Raw genomic sequence first — 13,433 nt, forward strand, 5'->3', positions numbered from 1 at the left:
AGGCTGCGATAGCGGTGGGTCAGGCTACGAAAATGTTGTCTGTTCCGACGCCATCGCAGCCTCGCCGGGGCTCGACAGCTCCCACACTGGATCGGTGTCGCTCTTACAAGCTCGGCAACAACTTCGCCGGCACCAGCTCATTCAAACAACGCGTCGCCAACAGTTCACTGGCGGCATTGATGTCTGGCGCAAAGAACCGGTCCTTCTCATAAAACGCCACTTTGCTGCGCAGGATCCCGCGCGCCTTTTCCAGCGCAGGCGAGGTTTTCAAGCCGTTGCGCAGGTCCAGGCCCTGGCACGCGGCCAACCATTCCACCGCCAACACACCGCGGGTGTTCTCGGCCATTTCCCACAGGCGTTTGCCCGCAGCCGGCGCCATCGACACGTGGTCTTCCTGGTTCGCCGACGTGGGCAGGCTGTCGACGCTATGGGGATGGGCCAGCGCTTTGTTCTCGCTGGCCAATGCCGCCGCCGTCACCTGGGCGATCATGAAGCCGGAGTTCACACCGCCATTGCCCACCAGGAAGGGCGGCAGTTGCGACATGTGCTTGTCCATCATCAGCGAGATGCGGCGTTCGCTCAGGGAGCCGATTTCCGCGATGGCCAGCGCCATGTTGTCTGCCGCCATGGCCACCGGTTCAGCGTGGAAGTTGCCGCCGGAAATCACGTCACCTTCTGCCGCAAACACCAGCGGGTTATCCGACACGGCGTTGGCTTCCACCACCAGCACTTCGGCCGCCTGGCGGAACTGGGTCAGGCAGGCGCCCATGACTTGCGGCTGGCAGCGCAGGGAGTACGGGTCCTGAACCTTGTCGCAGTTTTCGTGGGACTGGGACACTTCACTGCTTTCACCCAGCAGGGCGCGATACGCGGCGGCGGAGTCGATCTGGCCACGCTGGCCACGGGCGGCGTGGATACGCGCGTCGAACGGCGAGCGCGAACCCAGCACGGCTTCCACCGTCAGGGCGCCACACGCCAGGGCACCGGCGAACAGGTCTTCGCCTTCAAACAGGCCACGCAGTGCGTAGGCAGTGGAGACCTGAGTGCCGTTGAGCAGCGCCAGGCCTTCCTTGGCGGCCAGGGTCAGCGGCGTCAGGCCGGCAACTTTCAGCGCTTCGGTGGCTTCCAGCCATTCGCCCTTGTAGCGGGCCTTGCCTTCGCCCAGCAGCACCAGCGACATGTGGGCCAATGGCGCCAGGTCACCGGAGGCACCCACCGAACCCTTCAGCGGAATGTGCGGGTAAACCTCGGCGTTGATCAGGGCGATCAGCGCGTCGATCACCTGCCGGCGAATCCCGGAAAAACCACGGCTCAGGCTGTTGACCTTGAGCACCATGACCAGCCGCACCAGCGCATCGCTGATGGGCTCACCGACGCCGGCGGCGTGGGACAGCACCAGGGAACGCTGGAGATTTTCCAGGTCTTCACTGGCGATGCGGGTCGAGGCCAGCAGGCCGAAACCGGTGTTGATGCCATAGGCGGTGCGGTTCTCGGCGAGAATCTGCTCCACGCAGGCGACACTGGCTTCGATCTGGGCCGAGGCGCTGTCATCCAGACTGAGGGTTACCGGCTGCTGGTAGATGGCCCGCAGTTGGGCAAGGCTCAGTTGGCCTGGAATCAGGTTTAGCGCAGTCACATTCATGCTCCTTTTGAGAGTGTTGTTAACTACCAGTCGCTCCGGATGCTTCCGTTATCCGCCGCTGTGCTCTTTTAGAGGATCAGTCGGCTTGGCACGCTGGTTATTGTTGGGAAAAGATCAGTGCAAATTCGGTAGCGTGCGTTGCAGTAAATCGGCGTCCTTGAGCAGCGCGGCGGTGGCTGCGATGTCTGGCGCCAGCCAGCGGTCCTGGTCGTAGGCCGGGACGTGTTCGCGCAGCAAACGCCAGGCGGCATCGGTGCCGGCGCCGAAGCGTTGCTCCTGGAGGAACTCGAACGCCTGGGCCGCCAGCAAGTACTCGATGGCGAGGATCTGGGTGACGTTTTCCAGCACCGAATACAGCTTCAGCGCGGCGTTGGTGCCCATGCTCAGGTGGTCTTCCTGCAGGCCCGAGGTGACGAAGTTGTCGAGCACCGCCGGTTGCGCCAACTGGCGGTTTTGCCCGCACAGCGAGGCGGCGACGTACTGCACGATCATCATCCCGGAGTTGACCCCGGGGTTGCTCACCAGAAACGCCGGCAAACCACTGACGTGCGGGTTGATCAGACGGTCCAGGCGACGCTCGGCGATGGAGCCGATTTCTGCCATGGCGATGGCCAGCATGTCTGCCGCCAGGGCCACAGACTGCCCGTGGGGATTGGCCTGGGACACCACGCGGTAGTTGTCCGGAGTGCCGAGCACCAGCGGGTTATCGGTGGCGCCGTTGAGTTCGGTTTCGATCTGCCGGGTGGCGTGTTCCAGTTGGTCGCGGGCCGCGCCGTGCACCTGGGGAATCGAACGGATGCTCAGGGCGTCCTGGGTGCGAATGCCTTTGCTGCTGGCGATCACTTCGCTGCCGTCCAGCAACGCGCGCAGGTTGACGCCCACTTGCTGCATGCCCGGGTGCGGCTTGAGCGCGATGATCTCTTCATCAAAGGCGTCGATCTGGCCGCGCTGGCCTTCGAAGCTCATGGCACCGATCACGTCGGCCCATTGCAGCAGGCGATGCGCATCGGCCAGGGCCAGGCTGCTGAGGCCGGTCATGCACGGCGTGCCGTTGACCAGGCACAGCCCGTCCTTGGCGCCGAGCACTACCGGCTGCAAACCTTCTTCAGCCAGCGCCTGGTGTGCGGGAACGATACGGCCCCGATAGCTGACGTTGCCGACGCCGAGCAAGGCGACGCCAATGTGCGCCATGTGGGTCAGGTAACCCACGGAACCCTGGGACGGCACTTGCGGCGTGATGCCATGGTTGAGCAGCCCCAGCAGCGAATGCACCACCTGCGGATGCAAGCCGGATTTGCCGTGGCTGTAGTTAATGATTGCCGCACAAATGATCGCGCGGGTTTGCTCCACACTCAGCGGCGCACCGACGCCGCAGGCATGGCTGAGCAGGGTATTGCGTGACAGCCGGCTCAGTTGTTCGTCCTTGAGCGACACGTTGCACAAGGCGCCCAGGCCGGTGTTGATGCCGTAGGCGCGCTCGCCGCTCGTGACGATGCGCTGGACGATGGCCTGGGCATTGTCGATTCGCGCCCAGGCCTGGCCCGAGAGTTCGAGGACGGCGCCGTGGCGAGCCACGGCGACCACGTCCTGCCAACGCATCGGGGCGTCGGCGATGATGATTTTTTCAGCCTGGGACATCGTTGACCTCTTCATCAAATTCGTAATTGTTGTGCAGCTTCACTGGCCTCATCACAGGCAAGCCAGCTCCCACAGGGGAAACGCATTCCAAATGTGAGAGCTGGCTTGCCTGCGATAGCGCCAGCCAACTCACCACAAGTATCGGATCAAACCACCGCCACCCGCCGCTGAACAAACCGGTTCACATACTCATCCGCCGGTGAATGCAAAATCTCGCGGGGCGTGCCGACCTGGATCAGCTTGCCGTCCTTGAGGATCGCAATGCGGTTGCCGATGCGCACCGCCTCGTCGAGGTCGTGGGTAATGAACACGATGGTCTTGTGCAGGGTCTTTTGCAGCTCCAGCAACTGGTCTTGCATCTCGGCACGGATCAGCGGGTCGAGCGCACTGAACGCCTCGTCCATCAGGATGATGTCGGTGTCGGCCGCCAGCGCCCGGGCCAGGCCTACACGCTGGCGCATGCCGCCGGACAGCTGGTGCGGGTATTTGTTTTCGTAGCCCTTGAGGCCCACGGTTTCGATCCAGTGCAACGCACGCTCGGCGCACACTTGCCTGGTTTCGCCACGCACTTTCAGGCCGTAGGAAACGTTGTCCAGCACACTCTTGTGAGGCAGCAGGCCAAAGCTCTGGAACACCATGCTGATCTTGTGCCGGCGGAATTGGCGCAAGGCTTCCATGTCCAGTTGCAGGATGTCTTCACCGTCCACCAGGATCGCACCGCTGGTAGGGTCGATCAGCCGGTTGAAGTGGCGCACCAGGGTCGACTTGCCTGAACCCGACAGGCCCATGATCACGAAGATCTCACCGGTGTCGACGCTCAGGGACAGGTCGTTCACGCCCACCACGCAACCGGTCTCGGCCAGCACCTCGTCCTTGGTCTTGCCCTGGCCAATCAACGCCAGTGCATCCCTGGAGCGGTTGCCGAAAATCTTGAATACGTTTTTGACTTCAATTTTGCTGACAGTAGTCATTTGCTCGCCTCATGCCGTGGACGACCATAGGCTTGCGTAATGCGGTCGATGACCACGGCAAGAATCACGATCGCCAGACCGGCTTCAAGGCCGCGCCCGACGTTAAGCGTCTGGATGCCGACGAGCACATCTTCACCCAGGCCACGGGCGCCGATCATCGAGGCGATCACCACCATCGACAGGGCCATCATGGTGGTCTGGTTGATCCCGGCCATGATGCTCGGCAGGGCCAGCGGCAGTTGCACGCCGAACAGTTGCTGCCAGCGGTTGGCACCGAAGGCGTTGATCGCTTCCATGACTTCACCGTCTACCTGGCGAATGCCCAGGTCGGTCAGGCGAATCAGCGGCGGTGCGGCGTAGATCACCGTGGCGAAAATCGCCGGGACCTTGCCCAGGCCGAACAGCATCAACACCGGGATCAGGTACACGAAGCTGGGCATGGTCTGCATGATGTCCAGCAGCGGCATCAGCACCGAACGCAGGCGGTTGCTGCGGGCCGACAGAATCCCCAGGGGAATGCCGATCAGCACCGAGATCACCGTGGCCACCATCATCAGCGCCAGGGTTTGCATCAGCTTGTCCCACAGCCCGACCGCGCCCACCAGAAACAGCAGGCCGACGATCACGACGGTGGTGAACCACTTGCGAGTGGCATGCCAGGCAATACCGCCAACAATCAGCAGCATCAACCACCAGGGCGCTGCGCGCAGCAAACCTTCCAGGTTAACAATGGCCCACAGCAACGTATCGGAGATGTGCCGGAACACATCGCCGTAGTTGGTCACCAGCGCATCGACCCAACTGTTAACCCAGTCGGCGATGGAAAACGTAAAACTCTCAGGAAACATAGTGTGCTCTCGATCCAGTGGATTGTGGCCGGGCGCCCGGTTGCCTGTGGCGGCAACCGGAAACGCTCAACCTACAAGGCCGCGTCGATTTTCTTGGCTGCGTTGTCGCTCACCATGCGTGCCAGAGTTCAGGATGTCCCTTGAGGAAAGTTTTCGCCAGTTTTGCTGTTTCAATTCGCTGTTTGTCATGCGTACCGGGTTCTGGTTAAACAGGTAGAGCAGTAGTGCCCTGCACATCTGGCAACACCAGACGCTCGGGAGTCGGGCTGTGCCATTTTTTCGCGGCCCAGTAGTACAACGCCGCCGGCACCACCAGCCCGATGATCCATGAGATATCGGTGTCGCCAAGGCTGGCCACCAGTGGGCCGGTGTAGAAATGCGTCGAGATAAACGGCATCTGGATCAGCACGCCGAACACGTAGATGCTGATGCCCATCAGGTTCCAGCGGCCGTAGCGACCGTTAGGGTTGGACAGGGCCGGGATGTCGTAGCGCTCTTTGGTGATGCAGTAGAAGTCCACCAGGTTGATCGCACTCCACGGCGTGAAAAACGCCAGCAGGAACAGGATGAACGCCGAGAAATCCTTGAGGAACGAGTCCTTGCCCAGCAACGCCAGGCCAGCGGCAATCGACACCATGATGAAGATGTACAGCAGGCGCACCGCACTCGAGATATGCCGGCTGCCACGGAAGCCGCTGATGATCGTCGCAACCGACATAAAGCTGCCGTAGGCGTTGAGCGTGGTCACGGTGACCTTGCCGAAGGCAACGCTGAAATACAGCAGCGCTGCAACGATCCCGGTGCCGCCGAGGCCGACGATAAACGACACTTCGTGGTGGGCGAATTGCGAGCCGGCCAAGGCAGCCGCAAACACACCAAACACCATCGAAGCCTGCGCGCCGATCACTGAACCCAGGCCCACGGCCCAGAAGGTTTTCGAGGCCGACGTGCTGCGCGGCAAGTAGCGTGAGTAGTCCGCTACATAAGGGCCAAACGCAATCTGCCAGGACGCCGACAGGGAAATCGCCAGCAGGAAACTGCTGAGGGAAAAATGCTTGTTGCCCAGCAACGCACCGATGTCGTTACCGGCCAGCAACTTGTAGAACAGGTAGACGAAGGCAATCACCCCCAGCACGCTGGCGATGCGACCGATACCGTGAATCACCCGGTAGCCGAAGATCGTAAACACCATGATCAGCCCGGCGAACAGCACGATGCCGACCCAGTCTTCAACGTGGAGCAACTGCGCCACCGCCTGCCCCGCCAGCAACGAACCGCTGGCAGAAAAGCCGATGTACATCAGGCACACCAGCACCAGCGGGATCACCGCGCCATACACGCCAAACTGCACGCGGCTGGAGATCATCTGCGGTAAGCCCAATTGCGGGCCTTGCGCAGCATGCAGCGCCATGACGCCGCCGCCCAGCAGTTGACCGATCAACAGGCCGATCAACGACCAGAACACATCACCGCCCAGCACCACGGCCAGGGCCCCGGTGACAATCGCGGTGATTTGCAGGTTGGCACCCAACCACAGGGTGAACTGACTCAATAGACGGCCGTGTCTTTCCGCTTCCGGGATGTAGTCGATCGAACGCCTTTCGATCAACGGGGTGGTGCTTGCACGAGCGTCATTTACAGCCATTGTTGTTCAACCTCTGATGGATTGTTTTGGGGTGATGCCTTTGTGCAGCCTTATTTGATCATCGGCAGGTTCAACCCCTGCTCCTTGGCGCAATCGATCGCGATCTGGTAACCCGCATCCGCATGACGCATCACGCCGGTCGCCGGGTCGTTGTGCAGCACGCGGGCGATACGCTCGGCGGCTTCGTCGGTACCGTCGCAGACAATCACCATGCCCGAGTGCTGGGAGAAGCCCATGCCGACGCCGCCGCCGTGGTGCAACGAAACCCAGGTCGCGCCGCTGGCGGTGTTGAGCAAGGCGTTGAGCAGTGGCCAGTCGGACACGGCGTCGGAACCGTCCTGCATCGATTCGGTTTCACGGTTGGGGCTGGCCACCGAGCCGGAGTCCAGGTGGTCGCGGCCGATCACCACCGGTGCCGACAGCTCGCCGCTGCGCACCATTTCGTTGAACGCCAGGCCGAGCTTGGCGCGCTGGCCCAGGCCAACCCAGCAGATACGCGCCGGCAGGCCCTGGAAGCTGATGCGCTCGCGGGCCATGTCCAGCCAGTTGTGCAGGTGGGCGTCGTCCGGGATCAGCTCTTTGACTTTGGCGTCGGTCTTGTAGATGTCTTGCGGGTCGCCCGACAGCGCAGCCCAACGGAACGGGCCGATGCCACGGCAGAACAGCGGACGGATGTAGGCCGGTACGAAACCCGGGAAGTCGAAGGCGTTTTCCACGCCCACTTCTTGCGCCATCTGACGGATGTTGTTGCCGTAGTCGAACGTCGGGATGCCTTGTTTCTGGAACTCAAGCATGGCCTTGACGTGCACCGCCATCGACTGCTTGGCGGCCTTGATCACTTCGGCCGGTTCGGTCTTGGCGCGGGCGCGGTACTCGTCCCAGGTCCAGCCGGCGGGCAGGTAGCCGTTAAGCGGGTCGTGAGCGCTGGTCTGGTCGGTGACCATGTCCGGGCGCACGCCGCGCTTGACCAGTTCCGGCAGGATTTCCGCCGCGTTGCCCAGCAGGGCGATGGAGATCGCGCGGCCTTCCCTGGTGTATTTGGCGATGCGCGCCAGGGCGTCGTCGAGGTCGGTGGCTTGCTCGTCGACATAACGGCTGTTCAAGCGGAAGTCGATGCTGACCTGCTGGCATTCGATGTTCAGCGAGCAGGCACCGGCCAGGGTCGCGGCCAGTGGCTGGGCGCCGCCCATGCCGCCGAGGCCGGCAGTCAGGACCCAACGGCCCTTGAGGTCATCGTTGTAATGCTGGCGACCGGCTTCGACGAAGGTTTCGTAGGTGCCCTGCACGATGCCCTGGCTGCCGATGTAGATCCAGCTGCCGGCGGTCATCTGGCCGTACATGGCCAGGCCCTTGGCATCCAGTTCGTTGAAATGCTCCCAGCTCGCCCAGTGCGGTACCAGGTTGGAGTTGGCGATCAGCACGCGCGGCGCGTTGCTGTGGGTCTTGAACACGCCGACGGGTTTGCCGGACTGCACCAGCAGGGTTTCGTCGTCATTGAGGTGGGTCAGGCTTTCGACGATCTGGTCGTAGCATTCCCAGTTGCGCGCGGCACGGCCAATGCCGCCGTACACCACCAGTTCTTTCGGATTTTCGGCAACCTGCGGGTCAAGGTTGTTCATCAGCATGCGCAGCGGCGCTTCAGTCAGCCAGCTTTTGGCGGTCAGCGTGTTGCCGCGTGCGGCACGGATTTCAACGTCACGGTACTTCGTAGGCTTGGTCACAAAAAAATCCTCAACGATCAATGCGCGAACATGATGGGTGCGAAGAGGATGTCCATGGACTCTTACGCACACATCTTTACTTGTACATACAAGCATATGCAATCAAGCGGCCAACTTTGCGCGCAAGGTTTGAAGATTTTTCCGGGATGAGGGTGAAAGCCTCGGAAAATAAGGCCTCGCCGCTTGATGAATTTTCTTACAGAGGATTTTTACAGCGCAGGAGACTTGTCACCGAGGCAGGGCTTTGCGCCATGCTGGGGCGTTCGGTAACAAGTTGGTGCGGGAAGAGGGAAACAACATGTGGGGGGAAGCCCCCCCACCCGTTTAAGCAGCTGAGGTCAGTTCGATGACGCAGCAACGGCCGGTGACGCTGACGTCCAGCAGGCCGGTGTTACCGTCCACTTGCAGGCAGTCATGACGGTTCAGCCGCTCACCGAGCACCTTCACCTCGTCGGCCACACTGAATACCAGCACGGTGTGCGCGGCACTGAAGAAGCGCTGCGTACCGTCCATCCACTGCAACCGCGCCTGATAGCGCTGCGGTGAATAGATCAGGTTGAAATCGCGAATCGGGCCGCCGATCAATCGGCAGGACACCTGGCTGTCACCCTTGAACGGGAACGGCTGCAGCGGTAACAACCCGCGCTGTTCCTCGCCATCCACCGTCAGCACCATGCCCGAGCCTTGCAGCACGGTGATGATGCGCTGGTACCCGGCGAAGGTAGAGAACCCGCCCGACTCGGCGATATCGGCAATCGACAGGCGCCAGCCAAAACCGTCCAGGCCCTCGCCTGCATCACGGGTGATTTCTTCAGTGCTGCCGCCGCCGTTTTTCCACGGCATGCGGACGTAATCGGTGGCGCGCCAGACTTTCATCGAACTCATTTACTGAAACGTCCTTCCAGGCTATGACGGGAACCGGGGTGGATCAAACGCGCGGCCGTTACCGGCTGGCGGCCAGACCAGGTCCGGCGGCGAATCAACAGGCACGGCTCGCTGGTTTCGATTTGCAGCAGCTTGCACTCATGGGCGTCGGCGAGGATCGCTTCCACCACGTGCTCGCCTTCGGTCAGCGGCGCCACCTGGTTGAGGTAGGCATAAGGCGTTTGCTGGGTAAAATCCTGCTGCAGGTATTCCGGCGCTACCAGGGCGTTGACGAAACGGTCTTCGATTTGCACCGGAATGTCGTTTTCGTAGTGCACGATCAGCGAGTGGAACACCCGCCCTCCTTCGCGCATTTCCAGGGCGACGGCGCGCTCGGAACCGGCCGCTTCCTCACCGAGGGTGATGACTTTGCACGTATGGCGATGGCCGCGGGAGGCGATCTCATCGGCAATGTTGTGCACCTCAAACAGGGCCGACTGGCTCTTGGGCTCGGCGACAAACGTGCCCACGCCCTGCATTCGCACCAGCAGGCCTTCGGCCGTCAACTCGCGCAAGGCGCGGTTGATGGTCATGCGGCTGAAGCCCAACTGGTTGACCAACTCGCTTTCCGACGGCACGCGGTAGTGCGGCGGCCAGTTGCCGTTGAGAATCTGCTGGCTGATCATCTGTTTGACGCGGGCATACAAGGGCGCCGGACTTTCGTCCATGTGGGCAGCCAGTGGAGACTTGGCGGGCGGAGTCGGCACAGGAAATCCTTGTAAGTGAAAAAGAAGCATAGCTTGCCGGAGTTTACCGAGCAGGCAAACGTCTGTATATGTATATACAAATAAACACACGACCGGGGTGCCTTAATCATGTCCGCTTTCTTTGCCGAACGCGCGCTGCTGCCTAATGGATGGGCCAATGATGTACGTCTTGAAGTCAGCGCCGACGGCCTGCTGACCCAGGTTGAGCCCAACGCCAGTGCAGACGGTGCCGAACGGCTGAGAGGCCCGGTCTTGGCGGGCATGCCGAACCTGCATTCCCATGCGTTCCAGCGGGCCATGGCCGGGCTGGCGGAAGTGGCCGGCAACCCGAATGACAGCTTCTGGACCTGGCGCGACTTGATGTATCGCATGGTGGGCAAGATCAGCCCCGACCAACTGCAGGTCATTGCGCGCCAGCTGTACATCGAGATGCTCAAGGCCGGCTACACCTCGGTGGCCGAATTTCACTACGTGCACCACGACGTCAGCGGCCAGCCCTATGCCGACCCTGCGGAGCTGTCGCGGCAAATCAGCCAGGCGGCCGCCAGCAGCGGTATCGGCCTGACGTTGTTGCCGGTGCTGTACAGCCATTCCGGTTTCGGCGGCCAGGCACCCAATGAAGGCCAGCGGCGCTTTATCAACAGCACCGAGCACTACCTGAACCTGCAGGCACGCCTGCAACCGATTCTGGCCGCGCAACCGGCGCAGCAACTGGGTCTGTGCTTCCACTCGCTGCGCGCCGTCACGCCACAACAGATCAGCGAAGTGCTGGCCGCCAGCGACAAGGCGTGCCCGGTACACATCCACATCGCCGAGCAGCAAAAGGAAGTCGACGACTGCCTGGCCTGGAGCGGCAAGCGTCCGCTGCAATGGCTGTATGACAATGTTGAAGTGGATCAGCGCTGGTGCCTGGTTCACGCCACCCATGCCAATCCGGAAGAAGTGACGTTGATGGCCAAGAGCCGGGCGATTGCCGGGCTGTGCCTGACCACCGAAGCCAACCTGGGCGACGGGATTTTCCCGGCGGTGGATTTCCTGGCCCAGGGCGGGCGCATGGGGATTGGTTCCGACAGCCACGTATCACTGAGCGTGGTGGAAGAACTGCGCTGGCTGGAATATGGGCAGCGCCTGCGGGACCAGCGGCGCAACCGGCTGTATCGCAGCGATCAGCCGATGGTCGGCCGTACGCTGTTCGATGCCGCGCTGGACGGCGGGGCCGAAGCGCTGGGGCAGCCGATTGGGCGCCTGGAAGTCGGCAAACGGGCTGATTGGCTGGTACTGGACGGCAACGATCCGTACCTGGCGACTGCGAACGAAGACGGGATTCTCAATCGCTGGCTGTTTGCCGGTGGTGATCGCCAGGTGCGGGACGTGCTGGTCAACGGGAAGTGGGTGATTCGCGACGGGCATCACGCGGCTGAAGAAGACAGCAGCCGGGCGTTTACTCAGGTCTTGCGGGATTTGTTGGGCTAACAGACGACACATAACAAAATGTGGGAGCTGGTTTGCCTGCAATAGCCGTTGTGAATCCAACACCGCTATCGCAGGCAAGCCAGCTCCCACATTAGAATGGTAGCGCTCTTCAGTTACTGCGAAGTCTTTGCCATCTGCTTGTCCGACGTCCGCCAGATCAACCGGGTAGTGTCATACCCCTGTTGCCGCGCCCTGCTCAGCAGGTCTTCGCGAGTGTCGGCGCTGACGGTCGGCGTGCGGGACAACAACCACATGTAGCGCCGGCTCGGGCTGCCGACAATGGCGGTCTTGTAGTCATCGCTGACGTACAGCACCCAGTAATCGCCCTTGGCCACGCCCGGCAACAGCGAGGTGAACCAGTTATTGAATTCGACCCACAGTTTGTCAGTCTTGCCGGCGACCTGCGGCGTTGCTGTGCCCTTGGCTTCCTGCCACTTCCATTCAGGCGTCAGGCAGCGGTTGAACACCGACATGTTGCCATCGGGCAACAACGTGTAGCGGGCTTCGGACTGCGCACAATTGCGCTGGAAGTACATCGGCAGACGGGCCAACTCATACCAGGTGCCCTGGTAACGCTTGAGGTTCACGCTGCCAACCGTCTTGGGTTGCAGATCATCGCCAGAATGGCTGGCGCAGCCCGCCAAAAACAGGCTGGCACAGAGGTATAAAACAAAACGCATCATGTTGTTTTTCTCCCGCAGGCTTTCGCCCCGGTTTACTTCAGGCCTTGCCCGGAAAAAATCAGTACTTTGTCACCGGCGTATTGCACGCTGATAAAGCTGTTTTTATCGCCCCACGTGCAACTGGACATACCCAGCGCGCCAGAACAATCAGTCGGCTTACCCAGCAACGACTCAACCTCGGCCTTGGCCATGCCGGCCGACAGTTTTGCGTAATTTTCTTGAGTGACCTTGCTGCAAGCGGCCAGAAGCACGCAAAACGACAACAGGGCGAGACGGCGTAACGACATGGAAAAACTCCTGGAGAGACGAAGCAGCTTGGGGGTCTGCCAGAAGCTTAGAAGGGAAAAGAGGTGTCTGGTTCCCGATGGGGGGTGGTATTTCTTTTTTCTGCCAGGGTGGTGTTTTTCCAAAGATTCATAGGGTTTCTGGATGGGCGTGCCTTTCGTCGCACCCGTTGAATAATCGACTATCCCCTCAATACATAGGACCGAATAAAGACTAAAATCAGTCCTTCCTTTGAGACAGGACCACCCAATGAAACTCTCATCCCAGATCAAACCTATCAGCTACTTGAAAAGCCACACCGCCGAGATTGTGAAAAACCTCACTGAAAGCCGCGAACCGTTGGTCATCACTCAAAATGGTGAGGCCAAGCTGGTTGTGATGGATGTGAAGAGTTTTGAAGAGCAAGAAGAGACCATGGCTCTGTTAAAGCTACTCGCTTTGGGAAACCGCCAGATTGAATTGGGTCAGTTTCAAGAAATGGAGGACGTGTTCGCAGAGCTGGACAGGGACGAAGCACAATGAATTTCAGGGTTGAGATTCTTCATTCTGCTAAATCTGATCTCAAAGAAATCAAGTCCTATCTGACCCGCCAATTTTCCGCAGCATCCTGGCAACAAACCTATGATTCATTGAAGCAAGCTTTGCGCCGCATCGAAACCCAGCCTTACGCGGGCTCAATGCCAGAAGAGATTGAGAGGCTCAACCTCAGTCAGTACCGGCAGGTCGTGTGTGAAATGAATCGGATTATTTATGAAGTCAGAGATAAAACCATCTACGTCCATATCATCGCGGACACACGGAAAAACCTGCAGTCGCTGCTGCTGAAACGCCTTATTCAATAAACAAAAAAGCCCCGAAAACACTGAAATGCTTCGGGGCTTTTGCTTACCGCAAGA

At 60.5% G+C, this 13,433-nt stretch carries 13 protein-coding genes and 1 pseudogene; 3 read left to right on the top strand and 11 right to left on the bottom strand.

The annotated features are described in order from the left end of the window. Positions 1 to 103: 103 nt before the first annotated feature. The 9 genes and pseudogenes from hutH (HKK54_RS08655) to hutC form a co-directional block, all read right to left on the bottom strand. Positions 104 to 1,642 (bottom strand): histidine ammonia-lyase, encoded by a 1,539-nt coding sequence (hutH, locus tag HKK54_RS08655; RefSeq protein ID WP_085984627.1) that lies wholly within the window; start codon positions 1,640 to 1,642, stop codon positions 104 to 106. 114 nt (positions 1,643 to 1,756) lie between these two features. Next, entirely contained in the window at positions 1,757 to 3,280 is a 1,524-nt protein-coding gene (gene hutH, locus HKK54_RS08660) for a histidine ammonia-lyase (RefSeq protein WP_169386578.1), read from the bottom strand. Between the two features lie 146 nt (positions 3,281 to 3,426). Continuing rightward, complete coding sequence (locus tag HKK54_RS08665) at positions 3,427 to 4,251, bottom strand: quaternary amine ABC transporter ATP-binding protein (RefSeq protein WP_010169138.1); 825 nt, start codon at positions 4,249 to 4,251, stop codon at positions 3,427 to 3,429. Then, a complete protein-coding gene (locus HKK54_RS08670; protein ID WP_003209260.1) occupies positions 4,248 to 5,099 on the bottom strand; it encodes an ABC transporter permease in 852 nt (283 codons plus the stop codon). Before HKK54_RS08670 ends, HKK54_RS08665 begins: the two co-directional genes overlap by 4 nt. A gap of 71 nt (positions 5,100 to 5,170) precedes the next feature. Continuing rightward, a pseudogene (locus HKK54_RS08675) lies at positions 5,171 to 5,312 on the bottom strand (histidine ABC transporter substrate-binding protein); the annotation flags it as partial. Next, the gene (locus HKK54_RS08680; RefSeq protein WP_169386579.1) at positions 5,305 to 6,744 is read right to left on the bottom strand and encodes a purine-cytosine permease family protein; all 1,440 of its coding nucleotides are present in this window, start codon (positions 6,742 to 6,744) and stop codon (positions 5,305 to 5,307) included. The gene HKK54_RS08680 and the pseudogene HKK54_RS08675, both read right to left, overlap by 8 nt. Positions 6,745 to 6,794: 50 nt before the next feature. Then, positions 6,795 to 8,465, bottom strand: coding sequence for a urocanate hydratase (gene hutU, locus HKK54_RS08685; RefSeq protein WP_169386580.1), 1,671 nt, complete (start codon positions 8,463 to 8,465; stop codon positions 6,795 to 6,797). Positions 8,466 to 8,789: 324 nt separating this feature from the next. Beyond that, positions 8,790 to 9,350, bottom strand: coding sequence for a HutD/Ves family protein (locus HKK54_RS08690; RefSeq protein ID WP_010169126.1), 561 nt, complete (start codon positions 9,348 to 9,350; stop codon positions 8,790 to 8,792). Beyond that, the gene (gene hutC, locus HKK54_RS08695; protein ID WP_177324994.1) at positions 9,347 to 10,126 is read right to left on the bottom strand and encodes a histidine utilization repressor; all 780 of its coding nucleotides are present in this window, start codon (positions 10,124 to 10,126) and stop codon (positions 9,347 to 9,349) included. The genes HKK54_RS08690 and hutC overlap by 4 nt, the downstream gene beginning before the upstream one ends. A gap of 78 nt (positions 10,127 to 10,204) precedes the next feature. Here hutC and HKK54_RS08700 point away from each other — a divergent pair, with 78 nt between their 5' ends. Then, positions 10,205 to 11,569 (top strand): formimidoylglutamate deiminase, encoded by a 1,365-nt coding sequence (locus HKK54_RS08700; RefSeq protein ID WP_169386581.1) that lies wholly within the window; start codon positions 10,205 to 10,207, stop codon positions 11,567 to 11,569. Positions 11,570 to 11,682: 113 nt separating this feature from the next. Here the strand turns inward: HKK54_RS08700 and HKK54_RS08705 are convergent, their stop codons facing one another. After that, complete coding sequence (locus HKK54_RS08705; RefSeq protein WP_003217984.1) at positions 11,683 to 12,252, bottom strand: lipocalin family protein; 570 nt, start codon at positions 12,250 to 12,252, stop codon at positions 11,683 to 11,685. 32 nt (positions 12,253 to 12,284) lie between these two features. After that, positions 12,285 to 12,539 carry a hypothetical protein gene (locus HKK54_RS08710; RefSeq protein ID WP_010169120.1) on the bottom strand — a complete coding sequence of 85 codons (255 nt, stop codon included), beginning with the start codon at positions 12,537 to 12,539 and terminating at the stop codon, positions 12,285 to 12,287. A gap of 247 nt (positions 12,540 to 12,786) precedes the next feature. Here HKK54_RS08710 and HKK54_RS08715 point away from each other — a divergent pair, with 247 nt between their 5' ends. Then, positions 12,787 to 13,059, top strand: coding sequence for a type II toxin-antitoxin system Phd/YefM family antitoxin (locus HKK54_RS08715; protein ID WP_010169118.1), 273 nt, complete (start codon positions 12,787 to 12,789; stop codon positions 13,057 to 13,059). After that, entirely contained in the window at positions 13,056 to 13,379 is a 324-nt protein-coding gene (locus HKK54_RS08720) for a type II toxin-antitoxin system RelE/ParE family toxin (protein WP_010169116.1), read from the top strand. The genes HKK54_RS08715 and HKK54_RS08720 overlap by 4 nt, the downstream gene beginning before the upstream one ends. Positions 13,380 to 13,433 lie beyond the last annotated feature (54 nt).

Source organism: Pseudomonas sp. ADAK13 (assembly GCF_012935715.1).
Taxonomy (GTDB): domain Bacteria; phylum Pseudomonadota; class Gammaproteobacteria; order Pseudomonadales; family Pseudomonadaceae; genus Aquipseudomonas.